Origin of the sequence: Streptomyces sp. NPDC048523 (assembly GCF_043199815.1) — a bacterium.
Lineage (GTDB): Bacteria > Actinomycetota > Actinomycetes > Streptomycetales > Streptomycetaceae > Streptomyces.
In genome coordinates, this window is record NZ_JBICWQ010000010.1 from 65,278 (window position 1) to 88,523 (window position 23,246).

Here is a 23,246-nt window from a genome sequence, read left to right on the forward strand (position 1 = left end):
GGTGGCATAGCGGCGGCGACCCGCACGCGTCACAAGGATCGGAGGGGCGGCGCACAGGTGTCGCCGGGGAAGAGAAGGTGACGATGAATGCCGAAGGGCTGGAGAGTTTCCGGGACTTCGTGGACAGCAGGTCGTCCGCTCTGCTGAAGACCGCCGTGCTGCTGTGCGGCGGAGACCGGCACGCCGGTGAGGACCTGCTGCAGAACGCCCTGGTGAAGGCGGCCGGGCGGTGGCAGAAGATCGACGAACCGGAGGCCTACGTACGGCAGGTCCTCTACCGCCAGCAGGTCAGCCGCTGGCGGCTGAAGTGGCCCCGCCGGGAGGTCAGTGTCGCCGAGCCGCCCGAACCGCCGGGCACCGGCGAGCCCGGCCCCGACACCGCCGCCGCGGCCGAACTGCGCCTGGTGATACGCGAGGCCCTCTCCCGGCTCACCGCACGCCAGCGCACCGTGCTGGTGCTGCGCTACTTCGAGGACCTGCCCGAGGCCGACGTGGCCCGCCTGCTCGGCTGCTCGGTCGGCACCGTGCGGTCCACCACCCACCGTTCGCTGGCCCGGCTGCGTCAGCTCGCCCCCGAACTGGCGGCCCTCGGGCCCGCGGAGGCCGAGCGGTTCGACGCCCGTGACTATTCGCCCGTGGAGGTGCGTCCGTGAACGTCGACGACATCGTGCGCGACGCACTGCGTGAACAGGCCGCCGAAGAGTCCCCGGCGGCTGTGGGATTCGCCGACCGGGTGTTCGCCGTCCGGCGCCGCCGCCGCAACCGCAGGATCGCGGCCGCCGCCGTGACCGCCCTCGCCGTGGTCGCCGTCGGGGTGGCGGTGCCGCTGCTGGACTCCGGCAAGGAGGACGTGCGGCCCTCGGGCGGCGGCGGGGTCGTGGTGGAGAAGAAGACCAAGGCCCACCCCGACCAGTCCCCGCCGCGCGAGGAGATCTCCGTCGGGGGCACGACCCTGGCCGGGTACTCCGTCCCGGGGACGGTCAAGAAGACCGCGGAGACCGCCGTCCACCGGCGCACCTACCACCTGCTGAACCCGAGGACCGGCGAGTACGCCAGGGCCGCGGACTGGTCCTGGGTCGCCGTCGCCCCCGGCGCGAAGACCGCCGCCGTCCTCGAACAGGACCTGCCCGCCTCCCGGATCGGCCTGCTCGACCTGGCCACCGGCAAGGTGGCGCGGTGGATCCCGGTCGACCACGGCGTCGGCGGACTCGCCTTCTCCCGCGACGGCCGCAAGCTCGTCGCCACGACATACAGCAAGAACCCCGATCTGCTGATCAAGACGCAGGGCTCCGACGACTGGGATCAGGAGCGGACATCGAGCCGCACCGGCTTCTACGTCCTCGACGTGGCCTCCGGGAAGGGCGCCTGGAACGAGGTGAAACTCGCCTCCGACAACGGTGAGTTCGGGAGTGGCTTCCTCAACTCCCGCCAGGACTTCGCTCTCACCGACGACGGGCGGCACGTCTGGGCCGGGAACCCGATGGGGGACATCGGCAAGGAGTTCTGGGACCTCAAGGGAGTCAAGGTCCCCACGCCCGCGCAGGACAGGTACCTGGAGTGGTTCGTCGACGCGGGCAAGTCGCCCAGCGGCATGCTCGTCGCCGGTGACTTCGCGGGCGCGAAGTGGAAGACCTCGTCCTGGGTCCTCGACGCCAGGACCGGCGCCAAGACCGAGGTGCGTGGGCAGCAGTTGCTGGCCTGGGTGGGCAACAAGCAGCTCATCGCCTGGGACATCGGCGAGAACGACAAGAACGAGTTCCACAACCGGCTCGTGCTCGTCACCGTCGGCAGCGACAAGGAGGTCCCGCTCAGCGGCTTCCGGGCGGGCAACGACGGGGACGCCCGGCGCTGGGAGCCGCTGTTCGCCCAGCCCTGATCAGGCGGCCACGAGGCGTTCGTACTCCGCCAGCAGCCCGTCGGCCGTCTCCCGGTCGGCGGGCCGCAGCGGGGCGCGGACCGGGCCCGCCGGCAGACCGAGCGCGTTGAGGAGGGCCTTGGCAGTGACCGTGCCGGGCAGGCCCGCCGACATCATCGCCTCGATCAGCGGCGTGGCCCGTTGTTGGAGGCGGGCGGACACGGGGGTGTCGCCCGCCTCGAACGTGTCCAGGACCGCGCGGAGTTCGGCCGGGACCACGTTGGCCACCGTGCTGACGTATCCCGTGCCGCCCACCGCGTACAGGGCGAGGATGTGCTCGTCGCAGCCCGCGTAGTACGCCAACTCCGTGCGGTCCAGGACCTTCTGGGCGCCCAGGAAGTCGTAGGAACAGTCCTTGACCGCGACGATCCGGGGATGTTCGGCGAGCCGGATCATCGTCTCGGGTTCGATGCGGGTGCCGGTGCGGCCCGGGATGTCGTAGAGCATGACGGGCAGTGCGCAGGCGTCCGCGATCTCGCGGAAGTGCGCCTCCAGCGCGTCCTGCGGCGGCCGGCTGTAGTAGGGGCTGACCACCAGCACCCCGTCCGCGCCCGCCTTCTCGGCGGCGAGGGCCAGCTCCACGGTGTGCCGGGTGTCGAAGGTGCCCACCCCCGCCACCACCGACGCCCCCGCGCCCACCGCTTCCCGTACCGCCGTCACCAGCGCCGCCTTCTCCGCGTCCGTCGTGGTCGGCGACTCACCCGTCGTGCCGGACAGCACGAGGCCGTCGCAGCCCTCGGCCACCAGCCGCGCGGCCAGCCGCTGAGCGCCGTCGAGATCGAGCGAGCCCGCCTCGGTGAAGGGGGTGATCATGGCGCAGAGCGCGCGGCCGAAAGGGGGCGAAGTCGTCATGGCAGCAGTCTCGGCCCGCCGACGGTGAAGCTCCACTTAATTCTTCTACGAGACAATGCGAAGGGTTGCTACGGCGTCCGGGGCGGCCCTATGGGCATTGCGGCCCTCATGGGTCACCATGGCGAGAAGGACCCCTTTGTGTGGGAGGCGTCATGAAGCTCGGCAAGGCACTGGCCACCGGAGTCGCCGAGGAGCGGCCGCAGATCCAGGACGAGGAGCTCGAACTTCCGGAGGAGATCAAGGAACTGAAGGCCCCCGAAGAGGTTCCGGCGGCCCGATGAGGCTGCGGCTTCCGGAGGAACGACCGACGGAGCCGCCGACCGGATACAAGATCGCCCACCCGGTGCTGTCCCAGGACGGCACCCGGGCCGGGTTCACCGGTGTGTCGCTCGGCGGCGCGCGGCCGTACGGAGTCCTGGCCGACGCGTCCTGCGTCTACGGCCTGCGGCACCGGGCGCCGAACCGCCGCTGCGACTGCGGCTTCCACTGCGTGCACGACCGCGCGGCGGCGGAGGCCCTGCTGTGTACGGCCGAGCACCGCACGGCCGTCCTCCTCGACGTCCTGGTCCTCGGCCGCTACCTCCGCTTCGAGCTCGGCTTCCGCTACGCCCGCCAGCGGGTGCGCACCGCCACCGTCGGACCCTGCGCCTGCGGCACCGTCGCGGCGGCCCTGGCCGACGCCGGCTGGGGCAGACCCGGCTGGCGGGCCCTGGTCCCCTCCTGCGCGGGCTGCCTGCGCGGACGTACGGCCGTCTCGCTCGCCGGGTTCGCCCGGCTGGCCGGAGAGGGGCTGCGGGTGGTGGCACGGCCGGCCACCGTCCTCGAGCCCGGCGATCCCGGTCTGCCCCAGGAGCTCGGAGTGCCCGAACTCGCCGCGGAGGCAGCCCTGTTGCAGGCCCGGCTCGACTGGTTCCAGAGCCAGCTGGCCCGGCTCGGACAGCGCGGCCCGGACGGCGGCCCGCAGGTGGGGTAGCGGGGGCCGGGCCGGGTACCCGGGTGGTCCGACCGAGAGGAGGCGGAACACGTGACCGGAACCACGGCCCCCAGGCCGGCGCACGACGAACATCATTCGGTGGGCGAACTCGTCGGACAGGCCAGCGAACAGGTCTCCCGGCTGGTACGGCAGGAAGTCGCCCTCGCGAAGGAGGAGCTGGCCGAGAAGGGTCGGCGGGCCGGGAAGGGCGGCGGGCTGCTCGGTGCCGCCGGTGCCTTCGCCTACGCGGGTCTGCTCGCCCTGGCCGGAACGGCCACCGCCGCGCTCTCACTGGTGCTGTCGGTGTGGGCCTCGGCGCTGATCGTGACGGCTGTGCTGTTCGTGATCGCGGGGGTGCTCGCCGCCCTCGGCCGCGCCCAGCTGCGCCGTGCCACACCCCCGACGCCCGAGGAGGCCCTCGGCAGCGTCAAGGCGGACGTCGAGGAGATCAGGGAAAGGGCGCACCGATGACGGACAGGACGAGCGGCGAGCCCCCCGCGACGGGGGCCAAGGGACCCGACGAGCTGCGGCGCCAGATCGAGCGGACCCGCAGTGAACTCGGCGACACGGTGGAGGAGCTGGCAGGGAAGATGGACGTGAAGGGGCGCGCGCGGGCCCGTGCGGCAGACCTCAGGGACAAGGCGGGCGCGATGACCGTGCAGCTGCGCAGCAGCGCGGCGCAGGCAGGTCACACCGTGCACGACAAGGCCACGCAGGCCGGCCACAAGGTCCAGGACCGGGCGGCCAGGACCGGTCACCAGGTCCAGGACCGGACGCAGCGGGCGGGCCGGATCACCCAGGGCAAGGCATCGGAGACGAGTGCCGCGCTGGAGCGCAGGGCGGAGCACGTGCCCGGGCCGGCCCGGCCGCTGGTCATGGCGGTGGTACGGAATCCGCGGCCGGCGCTGATCGTCGGCGCGGCCCTGGCCGCGATCGTCGTCGTGTCGTGGCGGTACCCGAAGAAGTAGGTCCCGAAGAAGTAGGCCTCGGTACGCCGAAGGCCCGACGTGGGCGGCACCCGGAGCCAGGGTGCCGCCCACGTCCGCGCGTGCGCGTGCCGGATGGTCGCGGTCGGCTCACTTGCTCCGGGCGGCCCGCGCCGCCCGGGCCGCCCGCAACCTCGGCGGCCACTTCCGCGTGTCCCGGGGCTCCACATACGGCTCCTGAGTCGGCCCGGCCGCGCCGGAGGCGATCGCCCGCTCCCGCGCCAGCTCCGCGTCGAACTCCAGACCCAGCAGGATCGCCAGGTTCGTCAGCCAGAGCCACACCAGGAAGACGATGGCACCGGCGAGGGTGCCGTACGTCTTGTTGTACGAACCGAAGTTGGCGGCGTAGAGAGCGAAACCCGCGGAGGCGGCAAGCCAGACCAGGGTGGCGATGACGCTGCCCGGGGAGATCCAACTGAAGCCGCGGCCGCGGACGTTGGGGGCGGCCCAGTACAGCAGTCCGATCATCATGACGACCAGGAGCAGCAGCACCGGCCACTTGGCCACACCCCAGATCGCGATCGCCGCGTCACCGAACCCCACCGCCCTGCCCGCCCGTTCGGCCAGCGGGCCCGTGAACACCACGATCAGCGCGCTCGCCGCCAGCATCAGCATCAGCGTCACGGTCAGGGCCAGCCGCAGCGGTGTCAGCTTCCACACCGGGCGGCCCTCGGGAAGGTCGTACACCGCGTTGGACGTACGGATGAACGCGGCGACGTACCCGGAGGCGGACCACAGCGCGGCGAGCAGTCCGAGGATCGCAAGGACGCTGCCCGTGCCGCCGCTGTCGCCGAGCTGGACCACCGCGTCCCGCAGGATGTCCCGGGCCGGGCCCGGTGCGAGGTCCCCGATGTTGTCCAGCATCTTGTCCGTGGCGCGCTGTCCCACCACGCCCAGCAGGGAGACCATCACCAGCAGGGCGGGAAACAGCGACAGGACGCCGTAGTACGTCAACGCCGCCGCGCGGTCGGCGAGTTCGTCGTCCAGCAACTCCTTCCCCGTGCGCTGCAGCACCGCGCGCCAGGAGCTCGCGGGCAACTTGGAAGGGCTGCTGGGCTGGTCGTCGGCCTGCTCGTCCATGTCGTGGCGGGTCTCCCGAAACCCCCTTCCGAATCGCCGACTTGACCTGAATCGTGGTTGAGGTCGGAGGGTGGTCGGCATGACACGTCGTACCGACACCCACCCCGACCTGACCGACCCTCGCGTCGGTGCTCCCTTCTTCAGCCACTGGCGTGTGGGCACCCCCCTGCGCCAGCGGCAGACCGTCGAGGCCATCGCCGCCGTCTGGGAGCGACGGCCCTGGCCCACCGACGGCCTGCTCGGCTATCACCTCTACAGCGGGCACGACGCCGCCACCCTGATGCACTACTCGCAGTGGGTGAGCGAGCAGGCCTACGAGGCCTTCGTCAAGACGCACCGGCAGGAGCGGGTGGACGAGATCGACACCGTCGTTCCGGGCATCGAGCGCCTCAGCCTCGGCCGCTACCGGCACTACCGCAGCGCCGCCCGGGACGGTGACCCGCGCGTCCCCGGCTGCATCGTGATCGTCGACATCGAGTTCGACGGACCCGACCCCGACCGGCAGCGCGCCTGGGTGGACGCCGTCCTCGACGCACTGGAGAGCGAGCCCGATCCGCACCCCGGCGGTATCAGCGGCCACTTCCACCTCAGCACCGACGGCACCCGCGTCCTCAACTACGCCGAGTGGGAGAGCGCCCAGGCCCACCTCGACGCGCTCGCCGCGCCGGGGGACGGTATCGGCTCGGCCTCGGACCGCTGGGAGCGCGTGCAGACCTGGCCGGGGCTGAAGAGCAGCGTGGTCAGCCGGTACGACCACGCCCTCGGGCTGATTCCCGGCTAGGGCGTCCCAGGGCGTCCCAGGCGTCTCACCGAAAACTCGAACCGTCTGGACAAAAAAAGTGTTCGGTGAGACGGTGGACCCATGCTGGACGTCACCGTGATCGAGGACCCCGAGGCCGCAGCCGTCTCCCTGGACCCCATACGGGCGAGGCTGCTCGCCGAGCTGGCGGCCGGCCCCGCGTCGGCCGCCATGCTGGCCGGCAAGGTCGGACTGCCCCGGCAGAAGGTGAACTACCACCTGAAGGCGCTGGAGCGGCACGGCCTGGTCGAGCTCGCGGGGGAGCGCCGCAAGGGCAACGTCACCGAGCGGCTGATGCGGGCGACCGCGGCGTCGTACGTGATCTCACCGCTCGCCCTCGCCGCCGTGCAGCCCGACCCGGACCGCTTCCGCGACCAGCTCTCCGCGCGCTGGCTCCTCGCGCTCGGCGCCCGCCTGGTGCGGGACGTCGGCTCGCTGATCACCGGCGCGACGAAGGCCCGCAAGCGGCTGGCGACGTACGCGCTGGACGGCGAGGTGCGCTTCGCCTCGGCCGCCGAACGGGCCGCGTTCATCGAGGAGTTGACGGTCGGAGTCACCGGCCTGATCCGCAAGTACGACGCCCCGGACGCCGAGGGGGGACGTGATCACCGGATCGTGGTGGCCGTCCATCCCACGCTGAAACAGAGCGAGTTGGAGTAGATCATGTCCAGAGAGTTCGAGATCGCCCGCGAGTTCGAGGTCGACGCCACGCCCGAGCAGGTGTGGGAGGCGATCACCACCGGCACCGGCGGCTATCTGTGGCCGATGGAGCCGCCCGAGCCCCGCGTCGGCGGCAAGGGCCCCTTCGGGTCCACGGTCACCGCCTGGGACCCGCCACACCGCTACACCAACCGGGTCGAGGACGTCGAGGGCATCTCCGAGCAGAGCCTCAACCAGCTCGACTACACCGTCGAACCCCGCGACGAGGGCCGGCGGGCCTGGGTGCGGTACGTGCACAGCGGGATCTTCGTCGACGACTGGGACAACCAGTACGACGGTGCCGCCAAGCACACCGACTTCTATCTGCACACCCTGCGCGAGTACCTGACCCACTTCGCGCCCCGCCCGGCCGCCTTCGCGACCTTCGACGGACCCGAGGCGTCCAAGGCCTCCGACGCCCTCGCCGTCGTGGGACGGGCCCTCGGCGTCGGCGAGGACGTGGCCGCCGGTACGCGCGTGACGGTCCACGGCCCGGACACCTTCGACGCCGTGGTCGACTTCCGCAACCCCTACTTCATCGGGCTGCGCACCGACCGGTCACTCACCCGTGTCTTCGGGCGCAACCACTGGGGCCACCCGATCGGGATCTCCCTGCACGACTTCTCGGCGGACGCCGACATCAAGGAGTGCGAGAACGAGTGGCAGGCCTGGCTGAACGGGGTGTTCAACCAGGCCTGACCATCGGGGAGTTACGGCCCTCGGGGAGTTACGGCTTGAAGCGCAGCACCTGCGGGTCGTGGTCGCTGATCTGGTCGTGGAACTCCGAGTTGATGTGCACGCTGTCGTACTCGAAGTCGCAGCCGCGCCGGATCGACGGGCTGACCAGGATCTGGTCCAGGACCTGCTGGTTGCCCTGGTAGTCGTAGCTGTAACGCTCGCTCCTGGGCAGCGACTTGATCGCCGACCACAGCTCGCCGTCGCCCTCCAGGATCTTCGCCGTGTCGGAGAACTCGAAGTCGTTGATGTCGCCCAGGGCGATGACGTCCGCGTTCTTCTGGGTGTCGAGGATGTCCTTGACGAAGGCGTTGACCAGGGCCGCCTGCTGGTGGCGCTGGATCTCCGAACTGCGCGGCACCGGCTGGGTCGCCGAGGTCAGACCGAGGTCGCCGCCCTTGGAGTTGAGGTGGTTGGCGATCACGAAGACCGTGCGGCCACGGAAGACGAACTCACCGGCCAGCGGCTTGCGGCTGGACTTCCAGGCCGCGTCCGTCGGCGCGATACGGCCCGGGGAGGCCGTCAGCTGCGCCTTGCCGTGGACCTTGGTGACGCCCACCGCCGTGGTGGCGTCGCCGCCCGCGCGGTCCGTGAAGGAGACCCGCTCCGGGTTGAACAGGAACACCTGGCGGATGTTGCCGCCCGGCTCGCCGCCGTCCGTGTCGTTGGCCGGGTCGATCGAGCGCGACTCGTACCTCGGGCCGCCCGCCGCGACGATCGCGTCGATCAGCTTGTTCACCGTCACGTCGGCGGCGGTCGTGCCGTCGTCCTTCGCGCCGTTGTTGTCCTGGATCTCCTCCAGGGACACGATGTCGGGCGACTTCAGGTTGTTCACGATCGCGGAGGCGTGCTCCTCGAAGGTGGCGTCGGTCGGGTCGAGGTTCTCGACGTTGTACGTCGCGACCGCGAGCTCGCCGTTCTTCTGCTTCTGCGTGGTCTCCCGCGCGAGGCCGGCGCTCTTCAGCGTGCCGATCTCGTTCGCCACGAGGGTGTAGCCGCCGAACTGGTTGTAGTCCAGCGGGCCCGCGGTGGAGCCGGTGAGGACGTCACCGACGTTCGCGACGGGGAAGGCCGAGGTCGCGCCCAGCGACTGGATCTGCAGCCGGCCGGTGTTCTGCGAGCTGTAGGAGCCGTAGAGCGTGCCACCCCGCGCGGTGGCGTTCTCGCGCGGCTTCACCGTCACCCACAGCTCGGTGTACGGGTCGCTCGCGCCGACCACGCGGGTGTCGGCGACCTTGACGTTCATGCCCTCCAGGGACTCGTAGAAGTCCAGGGCGTACTTCTTCGGCTGCAGCGTCAGGCCGTTGATCGAGTTGCCCGCGGCGGCATCGCCCTCCGGGGCGTACGCGGCCGGCACCGACCTCGCGTCGATCACCGTGGCCGCCGGGACGGCGTTGCCGCTGGAGACGACCGTGACGGTCGGCTTGGTCATCTCGGTCACCGACTGGTTCCCGGTCGACGTGCCGCCCGGGACGTACTCCGAGACCGTGGCGGTGACCGTCACGGCGTCACCCACGGCGACCTTCGGGGCGGAGCTGGTGAAGACGAAGACGCCCTCACTGGTGGCCGGGTCGGCGTCGGGGTTCGGATCCTGGATCCAGAAACCCTTGGAGGAGCCGTAGGTACGCACACCGGTGACGATTCCGGCCACATCCGTGACCTTCTGACCGGCGTACGGGGATATCCGGGTCGCGCCCTGGATGTCATGGATGCTCACCGCGGCCGCGTGGGCGGGCGAGACGAGGACGACGGTGGAGGCCGCCGACAGGGCGGCGACGGTGAGCGCGGCGAGACGCGCGGACTTCTTGCTCGGCAACGGGATCCCTCCGGGGACGGACGTAGGCGCCTGGGACGAGGGTGAACGTGAAACGGGGGAGCCGCGACCTGTGGGGCGGTGGCGACGCGCGTAGAAAAATACAGTGAACAGATGTCCGCCGGATTTCTACGCGCGTCAATCTCCTGCCTGGTCAGTCCAGTTGTCAAGGTTTCAGCCAGGTACGGACCCCGTCGGGGAGATGAACCGGGCGGCATAGGTGGATATCCGTCTACGCTGAGCGGCTGAGTGGCACGACGCGTCCGAGGAGAACCAGCCGATGTCAGACAGCTCCCCCCTGCCGCCGGTGCGGCTGCACCCCGAAGCGGAGCTGGCGCGGGACGCCCTGTCCACGCCGTTGCTCGCCCGGGCCGCCCGGCTCGCCCGCTGGGCCGGCGAGGACACGCGGGTCGACGCCGGGGGCGGACTCGTCGAGGAGCAGCTGCCCGCGGCGGCCGCGCACCTCCAGCTGACCGGGGACGACGCGGCCGCCCACGCGAGCGAGGCCTGGCGGATCGCCGTCGACACCGGGCTCGTCGAGATCGTCGACGAGGAAGAGGGCACGGTCACCGCGGGCGCGGACCTGGCCCTGCTGTCCGGAGCCCCCCAGGACGTGCTCGGCGTATGGCTGACGGTCCTGGAGACGGCGCTGGCCGACGCGAGCGTGCCGGATCTGGACGATCTGGTCGACGCCCTGGACGAGGACGGCGAGGTCGACTTCGCCTCCCTGGACTGGGACCCGCGGGCCGAGCAGGAGTTCCTCGACGGCGTGCTCGGCAACCTCTACCTGCTCACGGTCGGCGCCGACGGCCCGGGCGACGGGCCGGTCCCCCTGCCCGCCCTCGCCGCGTCGATGATCGTGCCGAGCGACATGGGCGAGCCCACCAACGACGTCCTGGAGCAGGTGTCCGACGCGATGATGCGGCTGGACGACCAGTTCCGGGTCCTGGAGCCGGTCGGGATCGTCGAGTACCAGCCCGTCGACGAGGCGCTGATGGCCGACACCGACGAGGAGCCCGCCGCGGTCGTCGACGACACCGACGTCTCCCGGTACGGCATGGTCCGCCTCACCCCGCTCGGGCTGTACGGGCTGCGCTCGCGGCTGCTGGAGGCCGGAATCGCGGCCCCGGCCGTCGGCGACCTCGCCGACAAGGGGGCGGACGCGCTCCTGGACGGGACCGCCGGGTTTCCTCCTTCGGCCGCCCAGGCCGAGACCGAGCAGTGGCTGGACCGGCGCGAACCTCTCGCCGCCGCACGGGAGTTGCTGGCGGCAGCCCGGGGCAGCGACGCCGGGGCGCCGCTGCGCAGGCTGCGGTGTCAGCAGGCGCTGTCGCTGGTCGGCGCGGTGGCCGAGCCCGCGTTGCGGGAGGTCCTCGACGACGCCGAGCTGGGCGGGCTGGCCCGGGTCTGGCTGACCGAGCGCGGGTTCGGGGACGTGCCCGCGCCGTCCCAGGACATGGTGTTCTGGCTGACCGTCGACACGATCGCCGCGCAGCTCGCCGCGGAGGGGAACTCCGAGGAGCTCCAGGGGCTGGTGGAAGGACTGGCCCAGCAGCACGGCGGGTTCTTCGCGGCGGCCTGGCGGGTGGATCACCCGGCCACGGCGGATGTGCTGGAGGCGATGGGGCGGTTGCATCCGGACAAGAAGGTGGCGAAGGAAGCCCGCAAGGCGGCGTTCAAGGCACGGTCGCAGCAAGGGGGTTGAGGTTGTGTCGCGGGTGCGGGTGAGTGGGGGCTGGTCGCGCCGTTCCCCGCGCCCCTAGAGGGGCGCTTTCCGTTCCCTTTGTTGATTCATGGAACCGGGTGCACTGAAGTCTCCTGGCGTTCAACCGGTGTTCAGATGTGGGCGGGAGCGTAGCGCCGACCCGAGGTCCCCCACCCTCCACGGCATACCCACCGTCTCAGGAGACACCATGTCGCTCACCCGCAGGGACTTTGCCGCGAAATCCGCGATCACCGGGGCCGGTGTCGCACTGGCGGGCGCGGTCGGCGCTCTCGCCACCGCCCCCAACGCGCTCGCGGCCACCGACGTCGAGAGCGTGGACGCGCAGTCCGCGGGCGCCCACGGCGGCGTCGGCTACGGCCCGCTGATCGCCGACCCCGACGGCCTGCTCGCGCTGCCCGCCGGGTTCACGTACCGCGTCATCACCTACAGCGGCAAAACCAGGCTGGAGTCCGGCGAGTTCACCCCCTCCAACCACGACGGCACGGCCACCTTCTGCGGCCCCCGCGGCGCGACCCTCCTGGTCAACAACCACGAGCTCAAGGGCCCGCGTGCCAACTGGCCCCACCCCGTGCCGCTCACCGAGGGCCTCGTCTACGACCCCGCCGCCTCCGGTGGCTGCACGGTCGTCGAGGTCCGCCACGGGCATGTCGCCGAGTGGGTCGGCATCGCCGGCACCTCCACCAACTGCGCGGGCGGCAGCACCCCTTGGGGCACCTGGCTCACCGGCGAGGAGACCGAGGACAAGGCCGGCCAGAACGGCATGACCAAGGACCACGGCTACATCTTCGAGGTCGACCCCGAGGACCGCCGCGCCAACCGCGACCCCAAGCCCGTCAAGGCGTTCGGCCGGTACGCCCACGAGGCGGTCGTCATCGACCCCAAGCGCGGCCACGCCTACCTGACCGAGGACGCTTCCGGCCCCAACGGCCTGCTCTTCCGCTGGACCCCGCCGGCGGGCTTCCACCACGGCCGCGGCAAGCTGCGCACCCTCGCCGACAACGCGGGGGTCCTGCAGGCCTTCAAGTGCTTCGACTCCGGCGGCAAGTTCGTCGACGACCTCTCCCGCGCCACGAAGATCGGTACGGTCTACGGCGTCGACTGGGTCGACGTCCCCGACCGCGACGCCAGGACGGTCTCCGTCCGCAAGCAGTTCACCGACGGCCAGGTCACCCGCGCCCGCAAGCTCGAGGGCATGTGGTGGGGCGACGGCGGCGCGTACGTCGTCTCCTCGTACGCCCGTGAGGAGAGCCCCGTCCAGCACGACGGACAGGTCTGGTTCTACGACCCCAAGCGCCGCACCCTCACCCTGAAGGTCCTCCTCGGCGTCAACCCCGACCCGTCCAAGGACGGCGCCTTCGACGGCCCCGACAACATCACCGTCTCCCCCTACGGCGGACTCGTCATCGCCGAGGACGGCGAGGGCGTCCAGCACCTGTTCGGGGCCACGGAGAGCGGCCGCACCTACCCCATCGCCCGCAACGAACTGAACATCGGCACCGAAGACGAGCCCGAGTACAGCGAGTTCACCGGCGTCACCTTCTCCCCTGACGGCCGGACGCTGTACGCCAACATCCAGACCCCGGGGATCATGCTGGCGATCACGGGGCCGTGGAAGCGGCAGCGTCGCTGACGCTCCGTCCCTCGATCTAGTGACCTTCACCCGAAGGCACTGAACTCATCACTCCATCGAAATATCGTTCCCTCATCGAACTGCTTGTTGGCCGAGGTGGGCGGGGGTTGTGAGAGTGCAAGCACAGGGAGGAATCGCCGTGGGGTCTCGGGTATGGCTTCCCGATGGCTCGGTGCGCGCGATCGAAGAGGTAGTGGCGCAACGCCTCCCTGTGCTTTCCTTCAGTAAGGAATGGGACTCCAGGCCGGTTCGGTATGGAGCGAATCAAGGACCACGCGACCATTCGGTTGGCGAGCTCGTCTCAAGTTCCCCCGATGCCTGGCAGGGGGGCGACCTGAGAGAGGTGCGCAGCGTCAGTTTCGTTTCCGGTCGCATTATTGAAGCTTCGCTGGACCAGCGTTGGATTACACAGCGACGGACAGGGCGACAAGCTTGGGAGTGGAAACGAACCAGTGATCTGGTTGCAGGAGATCGAATCCCGTTTCCGCTGACGACTGGGCGCTTTGGATCAGAGGGGGAAGCTCGCGACGGATATTTTGTCGGTGCCATGCTCGGTGATGGCGGGATGACATCTTGCACACCCGAATTTCATGGTGACCCTCTGGATGGTGCCGTGCAGTTCATGCGCGTGTTTGCTGCAGAACATGGGTGCGGTGTGCGTGAGATCCCGCAGGGGAGCATCGTCCGTGTACGGTTCCCTTTCCGGGCGGGTCATCGCAATCCCATCACCGATTGTCTCAGGCGTTTTCGGTGTGTGGGGTCAGCGGTGCGACGAGAAGCAGCTCCCCGACCTGCGGTTGAGTCGCGAATTCTGGATCGGGTGCCTTTCAGGGCTTATTGACACCGATGGCTGTGTTCGCGAGCGGGTCAACCCGCGCGGCACAGCGCATGGTTCTGTCGAATTCGCCACGGTGTCACCTGTGCTGGCGATGCAGGTGTCCGACACACTCCTTCGCCTCGGGGTCGCCAACAGGGTACGGGTGGTCGAGAGGAAGAGGAACGATGGGCACTTGGTGAACGGTTATGTAATTACGAGTAGACGGCCGATTAATATCGTGGAGATTTCACGAGCAACAGCGTTGGTCCGCCTGGCTGGGATTCTCAACCTTCGTATTGGATATAAGGCGCTCAAATTAAAAGGGCTGGCGCGTACGGTCGGTCATGTGGCTCCCGCAAAGAGTGAGATGCATGGGTACGACGAATCTGTGGCATTGGATCGGGTGAAAGGCGTTTCGGCGTCAGCGGTCCGACGGGTGTTCGGGGTGACGGTGAATCCCTCGAGTTTGTTCGTGGTCAATGGTCTTGTGGTAGGGGCGATGCTTGAGCCAGGTCCTGTGGCCCCGTGAAGAACGGCACTGAGCGCCCTTTCCTTATGGTTAACGGAAAGGGCGCTCAGGCTGGTCGGTTACTTCCGACCGCCGATCCGCTTTCGGATCGCCTTGATGAGCTTCTTGATCGCTTTGATGATTTTCTTGTGGCGGTAGAGGATGGCTGCGATCACCATCAGAGCGGGGTACGCCACATCTCCGGATGCCACGATATGAATTTCCAGCATGAGTGCCTGTACCGACATGTCGAAGGAAGGCCTCATGCCTGAGATTAAGGGGAGCTCGCGAAGCTCTGCGTACCAGGCACGGGGTTAAAGGCTGAACTTTGACCCGAAGTAAGCGTTGGAGCCCACGGTAGCAGGTGTCGTCCCGCAGCTGTCGCCGCGTACTGACCGGTCATCAGACAGGAGGGCGCATTGTCCCTTGTGTGCGAGCGGAACTGACATCTAACATTTCAGTTCATGGAAGCCCTACGACCCCTCGGCCGCACCCTTCTCCGCGACCGTGCCTACGCGTCCATCCGGGACGCCATCGTGGCCGGCGAGATCGAGCCCGGGGAGGTCGTGCGGGACGCCGATCTCGCCGAGCGGCTCGGACTGTCGCGGGCGCCGGTGCGGGAGGCCTTCGCGCGGCTGGTCGACGAGGGGCTGCTGGAGAGCAAGCCGCAGAGCTACACCCGCGTGACCCAGGTCGTCGCCGCCGACGTGCGGGACGCCGCCGCCGTGGTCGGGGCCATGCACGAACTGGTCACCCGGGTCGCCGTGCCACGCCTGTTCGCCGCCGACATCGAGACGATGCGCGCGGCCAACGAACGCTTCGCGGCCGCCGTCAGCGCCGGCGACGTGGACGAGGCCCTGCGCGCCGACGACGCCCTGCACGACGTCCTCGTCCGAGTCAGCGGCAACCGCGCGGCCGCCGCCACCACCGCCCGCTACACCCCGCTCATCCGCCGACTGGAGCGCAGGCGCTTCGGCGAGGGCGGCAACTGCCGGTCGGCGGGCCTGCACGACCGGCTGATCGAGGCCTGCGCGGCCGGTGACGTGGACGAGGCGGTCCGGGTCACGGCGGAGATCTGGCGGGGCCTGGCCGAGTTGGCCGACAGCGACTGAGCCCACAGCGACCGACCCGGGAGGTCCTCATGCCCCTTTCGTCCTACGACCGTTACCCCCTCCTCTTCGGGCCGTCCCCCGTCCACCGCTTGGAGCGCCTGACCGCGCACCTCGGTGGTGCCGCCCTGTGGGCCAAGCGTGAGGACTGCAACTCCGGGATCGCGTACGGCGGCAACAAGACGCGCAAGCTGGAGTACCTGGTCGCGGACGCCCTCGCCAAGGGCTGCGACACCCTGGTCTCGATCGGCGGTGTCCAGTCCAACCACACCCGTCAGGTCGCCGCGTGCGCCGCCCGGGCCGGGCTCAAGTGCGTCCTGGTGCAGGAGAGTTGGGTGGACTGGCCGGACGCCGTCTACGACAAGGTCGGCAACATCCTGATCAGCCGGCTCGCCGGGGCCGACGTGCGGCTGGTGAAGGCCGGGTTCGGGATCGGGTTCAAGGAGAGCTGGGAGCAGGCGCTCAGGGACGTCGAGGAGGGGGGTGGCAAGCCGTACGCCATTCCCGCCGGCGCCTCCGACCACCCGCTAGGGGGTCTCGGATTCGCCGCGTGGGCGTACGAAGTGGCCGACCAGGAGCGTGAGTTGGGCGTCTTCTTCGACACGGTCGTGGTCTGCTCGGTGACCGGGTCCACCCAGGCCGGCATGGTCGCCGGGTTCCGGGCGCTGGAGGAGGCGGGCGGCCGGCCCCGACGCGTCCTCGGCATCGACGCCTCCGCCAAGCCCGTCACCACCCGGGAACAGATCGCACGGATCGCCCACCGCACCGGGCAACTCATCGGCGTGCACAAGGAGTTGACCGAAGAGGACGTAGAGCTGGACGAGCGGTACCACGCGGGCGTCTACGGCATCCCCGACGAGACCACGCTGGAGGCGATGCGCCTCGCCGCCCGCACCGAGGGGATGGTCACCGACCCCGTGTACGAGGGCAAGTCCATGGCCGGGATGATCGACCTCGTCGGGCGCGGGGAGATCGGCGCGGACTCCACGGTGCTCTACGCCCACCTGGGCGGGCAGCCGGCGCTCAACGGGTACAGCGCGTTGTTCTAGCTGTGGGTATGGTCCCGGGATGGGGAAGAGCGAGGGCGTTCCGGAGAAGGTGGCCTGGGTTCTGGTGCGTGACGGGCGGGTGCTGGTGACACGCTGCCGCGGTCTGGATGTCTTCTACTTCCCGGGCGGGAAACGGGAGCCGGGTGAGTCCGACGCCGAGACCTTGGCCCGCGAGATCGCCGAGGAACTCCGGTCCCGGGTCGATACGGCGACGATGGTGCACGTCGGTACCTTCGAGACGCAAAGGGATGGCGACGGAAGCACCGAGTTCCGGATGATCTGCTACACCGCCGAGTACACCGGCCCGCTGGTCGCCTCGAGCGAGATCGAGGAGTCGGACTGGTTCGGCTACGGCGATCGTGCGCGCGTCTCGGCAGTGGATCAAATGGTGTTCGACGCGCTGCACGCCTCCGGCCAACTGCCCTGAGGGGAGGAGCACCCGGATGACGCAGGTCAGGCCCATGCGCGCGGACGCTCGGCGCAACTACGAGCGGCTGCTGAAGGTGGCCGCGGAGGCGTTCGCCGAGCGTGGCGAGGGCGCATCCCTCGACGACATCGCCAAGCGGGCCGGTGTGGGGTCCGGGACGCTGTACCGGCACTTCCCGACGCGGCGGGCCCTGCTGGAGGCGGCGTACCTGGACCGCGTCGAGGGGTTGGCCCGGCGTGCAGACGAGCTCGCGAAGGAGTTGCCGCCGGGCCGGGCGCTGGCGGAGTGGCTCTACGAGCTGTGCGTCGGGACGATCCAGGTGCGGGGGCTGAGGACGCTGCTGGGGTCCGCGATGGCGGACGGGAGCGAAGCGGTGCTCACGGTGTGCGGGACGCATGTTCGCGGGGCAGCTGCGCGGCTGGTGTCGGCGGCGCGGGCGGAGGGGACGCTGCGGCCGGACGTCGAGCCGATCGAGTTGCTTCGGCTGGCGCACGGCGTCGCCGGTGCGGCGGAGTTGGCGGACGGCGGGGGCGAGTCCGTCCGGCGGTACCTGTCCCTGCTCATGGAGGGGCTGCGGGCGTAGGGCGCCCAGGGAGGTGGCTCGCTGTGTGATCTCGGGGTGCGGCTGCGCGACCGGCCCCCACCGGCCCGCAGCCGAACAACCACCCCGGCGCCCCTCAGAGCGCCTGCGCCGCCGGCTTCACCATTCCCCGCACCGTGCGGGACTTCACGAAGTCGCCGATCGCCGTCATCTCCCACTCGCCGGAGAACTGCTTGATCAGCTTGGCCATCATCACGCCCGTCTGCGCCTCGGCGTTCGTGAGGTCGAAGCGGACCAGCTCCTCTCCGCTCGCGGCGTCGATGAGGCGGCAGTACGCCTTGGCGACCTCCGTGAACTTCTGCCCCGAGAAGGAGTTGACCGTGAAGACGAGACCGGTGACCTCCTGGGGGAGCCGACCGAGGTCCACGACGATCACCTCGTCGTCACCGCCGCCCTCACCCGTGAGGTTGTCGCCGGAGTGCTTGATCGCGCCGCCGACGATGGACAGCTTGCCGAAGTAGCAGCTGTCGATGTGATTGCGCTGCGGCCCGTAGGCGATGACCGACGCGTCGAGGTCGATGTCCTTGCCGCGGTAGGCAGGCTCCCAGCCGAGACCCATCTTGACCTGGGAGAGCAGCGGTTGCCCGCCCTTGACCAGGGACACCGTCTGGTTCTTCTGGAGGCTGACCCGGCCCTTGTCGAGGTTGATCTTCCCGGCACCGGGAGCGGGCGGGGCGGGCGGAGCCGGGGGCGCGGCGGGGGCCGGCGGCGGGGCGATCCTGGGGTCCACGGCCGGGGCAGGCGGAGCCACCGGGGTCTGCACGGTGGGCGCGACCGGCGGAGCCACAGGCGTCGGAGCGGGCGTAGCGGCGGCCGTGGGGGCCGGCTCCTCCACCGTCACGCCGAAGTCCGTCGCGATGCCCGCCAGCCCGTTGGCGTACCCCTGCCCCACCGCCCGGGCCTTCCAGGCGCCGTTGCGCAGGTAGACCTCCACGATCACCAGCGCTGTCTCGGTGCCGAGCTGCGGCGGCGTGAACGTGGCCAGCACGCTGTTGTCGTCCGCGTTGCGGATCGTGGCCGTCGGTTCGATGCCCTGGAAGGTCTGGCCCGCGGCGTCCGGGCTGGCGGTGACGACGATCTTCTCGATGCCGGGCGGTACGGAAGACGTGTCGACGGTGATCGCGTCGGGGGACGTACCGCCGCCCGAGCGGTACGTCACCCCCGGGCCGGAGGGCTGGTTGTAGAAGATGAAGTCGTCGTCGGAGCGCACCTTGCCGTCGGCGGTGAGCAGCAGGCCCGATACGTCGAGGCGCACGGGCGCGGCGACGTCCACCGTCACGCGGGCGGCGGACAGGGGGATGTTCGAGCCGGGGGTCATAGCTGTCATGCCCCGTGAACGATCGGGCCCACTTTGCCGTTCCCTTACCCGACGGCCAAATGGCCGAGCGGGGCTACGGCACCACCACGATCTTCCTGCCCACCCCCGCCGCGAACTGCTCCAACGCCTGCGGATACCGGTCCAGGGGGACCCGGTCGCTGATGAAGATCTCCGGGTCCAGGACGCCGTTCGCGAACAGCTCCGCCGCCCGCTCGAAGCTGTGCAGCACCGCCATCGAGCCGGTGATGGTGATCTCCTGGTTGTAGATGCGGTACGGGTCGATCGTCACCCGCGTCGCGTAGTCGGCCACGCCGAACTGGAGGAAGGTGCCCGCCTTGGCCACCCGGTCCAGGCCGTCCTGGATCGCCGCCGCGTTGCCCGTCGCGTCGATGACCAGGTCCCAGCCCTGGGGGCGGTCCAGCTCGTCCGGGTTCGCGGCGGACGCCGAGACGCCGAGCCGGCGGGCCGTCTCCAGGCGGGTCGGGTTCACGTCCACCATGTCCACGCTCGCCGCGCCGGTCCGCTTGGCCAGCTCCAGCATCATCAGGCCCATCGTCCCCGAGCCGTAGATCAGGACATGGGCGCCCAGGCGGGACTGGAGCACGTCATAGCCCCGGACCGCGCAGGACAAGGGCTCGACGAGGGCCGCGTCCTGCGTGCGGACGTGCTCCGGCAGCCGTACGCAGTTGGCCACCGGCGCGACGGCGAACTGTGCCGCGCCACCCGCCGTGGTCACGCCGATCGCGGCCCAGCGCTCGCAGAGGTTGTTGTGGCCCGTACGGCAGTGCCGGCACTCGTGGCAGTACAGGGACGGGTCCACCGCCACCCGGTCGCCGACCGCGAGCTCGGTGACCTGGGTGCCGACGCCGACCACCTCGCCCGCGAACTCGTGGCCCGGCACGATCGGCAGCTTGGGCGCGAACTCGCCCTGGAGGATGTGCAGGTCGGTGCCGCACAGGCCGCACGCGGCGACCTCGACGACGACCTCGCGCGGGCCCGGCGTCGGATCCGGGACCTCGGCGACGACGGCACGGCCCACGGACTCGATGACGGCGGCCTTCATTTCACGGCTCCCAGCGACAGGCCCTGGACCAGTTTGTCCTGGGCGGCGAACCCCGCGGCGAGCACCGGCAGGGAGATGACGAGCGACGCGGCGCACACCTTGGCCAGGAACAGGCCCTGGCTGGTGATGAAGCCGGTCAGGAAGACGGGGGCGGTCTCGGCCACCACGCCGGTCAGCACCCTCGCGAACAGCAGTTCGTTCCAGCTGAAGATGAAGCAGATCAGGGCCGTCGCCGCGATGCCGGGCAGGGCGATCGGGGCGACCACGCGCGCGAGGATCGTGGGAAGGCGGGCGCCGTCCACGCGCGCGGCCTCGATCACCGCCACGGGGACCTCGGCGAGGAAGGACTGCATCATCCAGACGGCGATCGGCAGGTTCATCGACGTGTAGAGGATGACCAGCAGCCAGATGTTGTCGAGCATGCCGGTGTTCTTCGCGAACAGGTAGATGGGCAACAGGCCCGCCACCACCGGGAGCATCTTCGTCGACAGGAAGAAGAACAGGACGTCCGTCCACTTCTTCACCGGGCGGATCGACAGCGCGTACGCCGCCGGGAGGGCCAGGAGCAGGACGAAGAGGGTCGAGGCCAACGAGGCGACCGTCGAGTTGATCAGGGCGGGCCAGGGGCTCGCGCCGCCGCCGGTGCCGAAGAACTCGCGGTAGCCGTCCAGGGTGAGGGCGGCGCCGAAGGAGGGCGGGTTGGTGGCCGCGTCCGTCTCCGAGTGGAAGGACGTCAGGGCCATCCAGGCGATCGGCAGGAAGAAGACGATCCCCAGCAACCAGGCCACCAGACCCAGCCCAAGTCCCTTGCGTTTCACGGCGATTGTGCTGCTCATGCCCGGCCTACCTCCTCACGGAACAGGGACGACACCACGCGCAGGGCGAAGGTCGCGATGATGATGGAGCCGATGACGACCAGGACGCCGGCCGCCGAGGCGAGGCCGTTCTCGTGGGCCTGGTAGAAGCTCTGGTAGACGGTGTAGGGGAGGTTGGCGGTGCCCAGGCCGCCGGACGTGATCGTGAAGACCGCGTCGAAGTTCTGGACGATGTAGATCGAGCCCAGCAGCGCGCCCAGCTCCAAGTACCGGCGCAGGTGCGGGAGCGTCAGATAGCGGAAGATCTGCCAGTCGCTCGCGCCGTCCACCCGCGCGGCCTCCATCTGCTGCTGGTCGCGGCTCTGGAGGCCGGCCAGCAGGATGAGCATCATGAACGGGGTCCACTGCCAGACCAGGGAGGCCTCGACGGCGAGCAGAGGGGTGCTGGAGATCCAGTCCGGCTGTGGGCCGCCCACATAGTGCAACAACCCATTGAGCAGGCCGTATTCAGGGTTGTAGAGGACATGTTTCCAGAGCAGCGCTGCCGCCACCGGGACCACCAGGAAGGGAGCGATCAGCAGGGTGCGGACCACGCCCCGGCCCTTGAAGCGACGGTCGAGGAGCAGGGCCAGGAGCAGTCCGAGGATCAGGCTGACCAGGACCACGGTCACCGTCAGCAGGACCGTCGTCCACACCGAGTGGCGCAGGTCCGCGTCGGTGAGGACCTCCTGGTAGTTGTCGACGCCGGTGAAGTGACGGGCCTTGGGATAGAGGGAGTTCCAGTCGAAGAACGAGATCACCACCGTGGCCACGAACGGCAGCTGGGTGACCACGATCATGAAGATCAGGGCGGGGAGCAGCGGGCCGCGGGTGGCCCAGGCGCGGAGGCGGGCCTTGGACGGGTCCGCGGTGCGTACGGTCTCGGTGGCCGGCGGGGCCATGGTTGTCGCGGTCATCGTCCCTCGTACTCCTCGGAGATCTTCTCGGCGAGCTGCTGGGACTTCTTCAGGGCCGACTCGACGGACTGGCGTCCGGCGATGGCCGCGCTGATCTCCTGGGAGACCCTGGTGCCGAGATCGGTGAACTCGGGGATGCCGACGAACTGGATGCCGGGTGCGGGGCGCGGCTGCACCCCCGGATCGTTCGGCCGGGCCTGCTCGATGGCCTCCTTGGTCATCTCCTGGAAGGCGGCGGCCTCTTTGACGTAGGCGGGGTTGGTGTACGTCGAGGCGCGTTTGCCGGCCGGCACGTTGGACCAGCCGATCTCGTCGCCGACCAGCTGCTCGTACTGCTTGCCGGAGGCCCAGGAGACGAACTTCCAGGCGTTGTCGGGGTTGCGTGAGGCGTCCTGGATGCCCCAGGCCCAGGTGTAGAGCCAGCCGGAGGACTTCGTCTCCTCGACGGGGGCGGGGGCGTAGCCCATCCTGCCCTTGACCGGGGAGCCCTTGGCCTCCAGGGAACCGGCCGCGGAGGTGGCGTCGTACCACATGGCGACCTTGCCCTGGGTCATGTTGTTGAGGCACTCGGCGAAGCCGGACTGGGCGGCGCCGGACTCCCCGTGGTCGCGGACCAGGCCGACGTAGAACTTCACCGCCTTCTCGAACTCGGGGGAGTCCAGGCGGGCCTTCCAGCCCTTGTCGAACCAGGTGCCGCCGAAGGTGTTCACGACCGTGGTGAGCGGGGCCATGACCTCGCCCCAGCCGGGCAGGCCGCGCAGACAGATGCCCTTCATGCCGGACTCGGCGCCGTCCGCCTTCGCGGCCAGGTCGGCCACCTGGGTCCAGGTGGGGTGGGCCGGCATCGTCAGACCCTCCTTCTCGAAGACGTCCTTGCGGTACATCAGGAAGGACGACTCGCCGTAGAAGGGCTGGCCGTAGAGCTTGCCGTCGTCGCCGGTCAGCGACTGGCGCATCGGGGCCAGGACGTCCTTCTCGTCGTACGAGGGGTCCTTGGCCAGGTACGAGTTCATCTCGTGGAGCCAGCCGTTGCGGGCGTAGATCGGGATCTCGTAGTTGGACAGGGTCGCCACGTCGTACTGGCCCGCCTGGTTGGCGAAGTCCTGGCTGATCTTGTCGCGGACGTCGTTCTCGGGCAGAACGGTGAAGTTGACCTTGATCCCGGTCTCCTTGGTGAAGTGGGCCCGGGTCAGCTTCTGCAACTCGGTCATCTGGGGGTTGTTGACCATCAGGACGTTGATGGCGTCACCGCCCGACCCGGCCCCGCCCGCTCCGACCCAGCAGCCGGAGAGCAGCGGGGCGAGCAGCGTCCCTGCGGCGGCCATGGCGAGCGTGGCTCGCGGTGGCCGTCGTCGGCTCTGGGTTCGCATGGATC

At 69.9% G+C, this 23,246-nt stretch carries 25 protein-coding genes; 16 read left to right on the forward strand and 9 right to left on the reverse strand.

Features of this window, described 5'->3' with window-relative positions; genetic code table 11:
- Nucleotides 1–83: 83 nt before the first annotated feature.
- Together ACGFWE_RS36960 and ACGFWE_RS36965 are read left to right on the forward strand one after the other, a co-directional pair.
- Nucleotides 84–653, forward strand: a complete 570-nt coding sequence (locus ACGFWE_RS36960) for a SigE family RNA polymerase sigma factor (RefSeq protein WP_352390540.1) — start codon at nt 84–86, stop codon at nt 651–653.
- A complete protein-coding gene (locus ACGFWE_RS36965) occupies nt 650–1,876 on the forward strand; it encodes a WD40 repeat domain-containing protein (RefSeq protein ID WP_352390539.1) in 1,227 nt (408 codons plus the stop codon). Before ACGFWE_RS36960 ends, ACGFWE_RS36965 begins: the two co-directional genes overlap by 4 nt.
- On the opposite strand, the gene dapA is transcribed toward ACGFWE_RS36965, so the two are convergent.
- Complete coding sequence (dapA, locus tag ACGFWE_RS36970; RefSeq protein WP_393604515.1) at nt 1,877–2,767, reverse strand: 4-hydroxy-tetrahydrodipicolinate synthase; 891 nt, start codon at nt 2,765–2,767, stop codon at nt 1,877–1,879.
- Nucleotides 2,768–2,919: 152 nt separating this feature from the next.
- Between dapA and ACGFWE_RS36975 the strand changes: the two genes are divergently transcribed.
- From ACGFWE_RS36975 to ACGFWE_RS36990, 4 genes are read left to right on the forward strand one after another with little or no spacing between them, the layout of a single operon-like run.
- On the forward strand, nt 2,920–3,048 hold the full coding sequence (locus ACGFWE_RS36975; protein ID WP_352390537.1) for a hypothetical protein: 129 nt from the start codon (nt 2,920–2,922) through the stop codon (nt 3,046–3,048).
- Nucleotides 3,045–3,740: a hypothetical protein gene (locus ACGFWE_RS36980; RefSeq protein ID WP_352390536.1), complete on the forward strand. Its 696-nt coding sequence runs from the start codon at nt 3,045–3,047 to the stop codon at nt 3,738–3,740. Before ACGFWE_RS36975 ends, ACGFWE_RS36980 begins: the two co-directional genes overlap by 4 nt.
- 51 nt (nt 3,741–3,791) lie before the next feature.
- Entirely contained in the window at nt 3,792–4,211 is a 420-nt protein-coding gene (locus ACGFWE_RS36985; RefSeq protein ID WP_352390535.1) for a phage holin family protein, read from the forward strand.
- Nucleotides 4,208–4,708, forward strand: a complete 501-nt coding sequence (locus ACGFWE_RS36990; RefSeq protein WP_352390534.1) for a DUF3618 domain-containing protein — start codon at nt 4,208–4,210, stop codon at nt 4,706–4,708. Before ACGFWE_RS36985 ends, ACGFWE_RS36990 begins: the two co-directional genes overlap by 4 nt.
- Before the next feature lie 108 nt (nt 4,709–4,816).
- Here ACGFWE_RS36990 and ACGFWE_RS36995 read toward each other — a convergent pair whose 3' ends face one another.
- A complete protein-coding gene (locus ACGFWE_RS36995; RefSeq protein ID WP_393604518.1) occupies nt 4,817–5,806 on the reverse strand; it encodes a YihY/virulence factor BrkB family protein in 990 nt (329 codons plus the stop codon).
- 79 nt (nt 5,807–5,885) lie between these two features.
- Here ACGFWE_RS36995 and ACGFWE_RS37000 point away from each other — a divergent pair, with 79 nt between their 5' ends.
- The 3 genes from ACGFWE_RS37000 (at nt 5,886) to ACGFWE_RS37010 (ending at nt 8,003) form a co-directional block, all read left to right on the forward strand.
- A complete protein-coding gene (locus ACGFWE_RS37000) occupies nt 5,886–6,587 on the forward strand; it encodes an antibiotic biosynthesis monooxygenase (RefSeq protein ID WP_352390532.1) in 702 nt (233 codons plus the stop codon).
- Between the two features lie 81 nt (nt 6,588–6,668).
- Nucleotides 6,669–7,265 carry a helix-turn-helix domain-containing protein gene (locus ACGFWE_RS37005; RefSeq protein WP_352390531.1) on the forward strand — a complete coding sequence of 199 codons (597 nt, stop codon included), beginning with the start codon at nt 6,669–6,671 and terminating at the stop codon, nt 7,263–7,265.
- Between the two features lie 3 nt (nt 7,266–7,268).
- The gene (locus tag ACGFWE_RS37010; protein WP_393604521.1) at nt 7,269–8,003 is read left to right on the forward strand and encodes an SRPBCC domain-containing protein; all 735 of its coding nucleotides are present in this window, start codon (nt 7,269–7,271) and stop codon (nt 8,001–8,003) included.
- A gap of 28 nt (nt 8,004–8,031) precedes the next feature.
- Here the strand turns inward: ACGFWE_RS37010 and ACGFWE_RS37015 are convergent, their stop codons facing one another.
- On the reverse strand, nt 8,032–9,855 hold the full coding sequence (locus ACGFWE_RS37015; protein ID WP_393604523.1) for an endonuclease/exonuclease/phosphatase family protein: 1,824 nt from the start codon (nt 9,853–9,855) through the stop codon (nt 8,032–8,034).
- Nucleotides 9,856–10,132: 277 nt separating this feature from the next.
- Between ACGFWE_RS37015 and ACGFWE_RS37020 the strand changes: the two genes are divergently transcribed.
- From ACGFWE_RS37020 to ACGFWE_RS37030, 3 genes are all read left to right on the forward strand, one after another.
- A complete protein-coding gene (locus tag ACGFWE_RS37020; RefSeq protein WP_393604525.1) occupies nt 10,133–11,557 on the forward strand; it encodes a hypothetical protein in 1,425 nt (474 codons plus the stop codon).
- Between the two features lie 208 nt (nt 11,558–11,765).
- On the forward strand, nt 11,766–13,208 hold the full coding sequence (locus ACGFWE_RS37025) for an alkaline phosphatase PhoX (protein WP_393604527.1): 1,443 nt from the start codon (nt 11,766–11,768) through the stop codon (nt 13,206–13,208).
- A gap of 686 nt (nt 13,209–13,894) precedes the next feature.
- The gene (locus tag ACGFWE_RS37030) at nt 13,895–14,554 is read left to right on the forward strand and encodes an LAGLIDADG family homing endonuclease (RefSeq protein ID WP_393604529.1); all 660 of its coding nucleotides are present in this window, start codon (nt 13,895–13,897) and stop codon (nt 14,552–14,554) included.
- Between the two features lie 59 nt (nt 14,555–14,613).
- Here the strand turns inward: ACGFWE_RS37030 and ACGFWE_RS37035 are convergent, their stop codons facing one another.
- Nucleotides 14,614–14,799, reverse strand: a complete 186-nt coding sequence (locus tag ACGFWE_RS37035; RefSeq protein WP_393604531.1) for a hypothetical protein — start codon at nt 14,797–14,799, stop codon at nt 14,614–14,616.
- 198 nt (nt 14,800–14,997) lie between these two features.
- On the opposite strand from ACGFWE_RS37035, the gene ACGFWE_RS37040 reads away from it, so the two are divergent.
- From ACGFWE_RS37040 to ACGFWE_RS37055, 4 genes are read left to right on the forward strand one after another with little or no spacing between them, the layout of a single operon-like run.
- Complete coding sequence (locus tag ACGFWE_RS37040; RefSeq protein WP_393604533.1) at nt 14,998–15,645, forward strand: GntR family transcriptional regulator; 648 nt, start codon at nt 14,998–15,000, stop codon at nt 15,643–15,645.
- Nucleotides 15,646–15,674: 29 nt separating this feature from the next.
- Nucleotides 15,675–16,691, forward strand: coding sequence for a 1-aminocyclopropane-1-carboxylate deaminase (locus ACGFWE_RS37045; protein ID WP_352390524.1), 1,017 nt, complete (start codon nt 15,675–15,677; stop codon nt 16,689–16,691).
- Between the two features lie 19 nt (nt 16,692–16,710).
- Nucleotides 16,711–17,118 carry an NUDIX domain-containing protein gene (locus tag ACGFWE_RS37050; protein WP_352390523.1) on the forward strand — a complete coding sequence of 136 codons (408 nt, stop codon included), beginning with the start codon at nt 16,711–16,713 and terminating at the stop codon, nt 17,116–17,118.
- A gap of 16 nt (nt 17,119–17,134) precedes the next feature.
- On the forward strand, nt 17,135–17,701 hold the full coding sequence (locus ACGFWE_RS37055) for a helix-turn-helix domain-containing protein (RefSeq protein ID WP_352390522.1): 567 nt from the start codon (nt 17,135–17,137) through the stop codon (nt 17,699–17,701).
- A 94-nt stretch (nt 17,702–17,795) separates the two neighbouring features.
- On the opposite strand, the gene ACGFWE_RS37060 is transcribed toward ACGFWE_RS37055, so the two are convergent.
- The 5 genes from ACGFWE_RS37060 to ACGFWE_RS37080 form a co-directional block, all read right to left on the reverse strand.
- Nucleotides 17,796–19,037 carry a TerD family protein gene (locus ACGFWE_RS37060; RefSeq protein ID WP_352390594.1) on the reverse strand — a complete coding sequence of 414 codons (1,242 nt, stop codon included), beginning with the start codon at nt 19,035–19,037 and terminating at the stop codon, nt 17,796–17,798.
- 73 nt (nt 19,038–19,110) lie between these two features.
- Nucleotides 19,111–20,100 (reverse strand): zinc-dependent alcohol dehydrogenase family protein, encoded by a 990-nt coding sequence (locus tag ACGFWE_RS37065; RefSeq protein WP_393604536.1) that lies wholly within the window; start codon nt 20,098–20,100, stop codon nt 19,111–19,113.
- The gene (locus tag ACGFWE_RS37070; RefSeq protein WP_352390520.1) at nt 20,097–20,936 is read right to left on the reverse strand and encodes a carbohydrate ABC transporter permease; all 840 of its coding nucleotides are present in this window, start codon (nt 20,934–20,936) and stop codon (nt 20,097–20,099) included. Before ACGFWE_RS37070 ends, ACGFWE_RS37065 begins: the two co-directional genes overlap by 4 nt.
- Nucleotides 20,933–21,871 (reverse strand): sugar ABC transporter permease, encoded by a 939-nt coding sequence (locus ACGFWE_RS37075; RefSeq protein WP_352390519.1) that lies wholly within the window; start codon nt 21,869–21,871, stop codon nt 20,933–20,935. Before ACGFWE_RS37075 ends, ACGFWE_RS37070 begins: the two co-directional genes overlap by 4 nt.
- The gene (locus tag ACGFWE_RS37080; protein ID WP_352390518.1) at nt 21,868–23,241 is read right to left on the reverse strand and encodes a sugar ABC transporter substrate-binding protein; all 1,374 of its coding nucleotides are present in this window, start codon (nt 23,239–23,241) and stop codon (nt 21,868–21,870) included. Before ACGFWE_RS37080 ends, ACGFWE_RS37075 begins: the two co-directional genes overlap by 4 nt.
- Between the last annotated feature and the right edge of the window lie 5 nt (nt 23,242–23,246).

Bases quoted from the DNA above. Each gene is read 5' to 3' on its own strand.
- ACGFWE_RS36960 (WP_352390540.1), top strand. From the start codon at position 84: ATGAATGCCGAAGGGCTGGAGAGTTTCCGGGACTTCGTGGACAGCAGG.
- dapA (WP_393604515.1), bottom strand. From the start codon at position 2,767: ATGACGACTTCGCCCCCTTTCGGCCGCGCGCTCTGCGCCATGATCACC.
- ACGFWE_RS36975 (WP_352390537.1), top strand. From the start codon at position 2,920: ATGAAGCTCGGCAAGGCACTGGCCACCGGAGTCGCCGAGGAGCGGCCG.
- ACGFWE_RS36980 (WP_352390536.1), top strand. From the start codon at position 3,045: ATGAGGCTGCGGCTTCCGGAGGAACGACCGACGGAGCCGCCGACCGGA.
- ACGFWE_RS36990 (WP_352390534.1), top strand. From the start codon at position 4,208: ATGACGGACAGGACGAGCGGCGAGCCCCCCGCGACGGGGGCCAAGGGA.
- ACGFWE_RS36995 (WP_393604518.1), bottom strand. From the start codon at position 5,806: ATGGACGAGCAGGCCGACGACCAGCCCAGCAGCCCTTCCAAGTTGCCC.
- ACGFWE_RS37000 (WP_352390532.1), top strand. From the start codon at position 5,886: ATGACACGTCGTACCGACACCCACCCCGACCTGACCGACCCTCGCGTC.
- ACGFWE_RS37005 (WP_352390531.1), top strand. From the start codon at position 6,669: ATGCTGGACGTCACCGTGATCGAGGACCCCGAGGCCGCAGCCGTCTCC.
- ACGFWE_RS37010 (WP_393604521.1), top strand. From the start codon at position 7,269: ATGTCCAGAGAGTTCGAGATCGCCCGCGAGTTCGAGGTCGACGCCACG.
- ACGFWE_RS37020 (WP_393604525.1), top strand. From the start codon at position 10,133: ATGTCAGACAGCTCCCCCCTGCCGCCGGTGCGGCTGCACCCCGAAGCG.
- ACGFWE_RS37025 (WP_393604527.1), top strand. From the start codon at position 11,766: ATGTCGCTCACCCGCAGGGACTTTGCCGCGAAATCCGCGATCACCGGG.
- ACGFWE_RS37035 (WP_393604531.1), bottom strand. From the start codon at position 14,799: ATGAGGCCTTCCTTCGACATGTCGGTACAGGCACTCATGCTGGAAATT.
- ACGFWE_RS37040 (WP_393604533.1), top strand. From the start codon at position 14,998: ATGGAAGCCCTACGACCCCTCGGCCGCACCCTTCTCCGCGACCGTGCC.
- ACGFWE_RS37045 (WP_352390524.1), top strand. From the start codon at position 15,675: ATGCCCCTTTCGTCCTACGACCGTTACCCCCTCCTCTTCGGGCCGTCC.
- ACGFWE_RS37050 (WP_352390523.1), top strand. From the start codon at position 16,711: ATGGGGAAGAGCGAGGGCGTTCCGGAGAAGGTGGCCTGGGTTCTGGTG.
- ACGFWE_RS37055 (WP_352390522.1), top strand. From the start codon at position 17,135: ATGACGCAGGTCAGGCCCATGCGCGCGGACGCTCGGCGCAACTACGAG.
- ACGFWE_RS37060 (WP_352390594.1), bottom strand. From the start codon at position 19,037: ATGACCCCCGGCTCGAACATCCCCCTGTCCGCCGCCCGCGTGACGGTG.
- ACGFWE_RS37065 (WP_393604536.1), bottom strand. From the start codon at position 20,100: ATGAAGGCCGCCGTCATCGAGTCCGTGGGCCGTGCCGTCGTCGCCGAG.
- ACGFWE_RS37070 (WP_352390520.1), bottom strand. From the start codon at position 20,936: ATGAGCAGCACAATCGCCGTGAAACGCAAGGGACTTGGGCTGGGTCTG.
- ACGFWE_RS37075 (WP_352390519.1), bottom strand. From the start codon at position 21,871: ATGACCGCGACAACCATGGCCCCGCCGGCCACCGAGACCGTACGCACC.
- ACGFWE_RS37080 (WP_352390518.1), bottom strand. From the start codon at position 23,241: ATGCGAACCCAGAGCCGACGACGGCCACCGCGAGCCACGCTCGCCATG.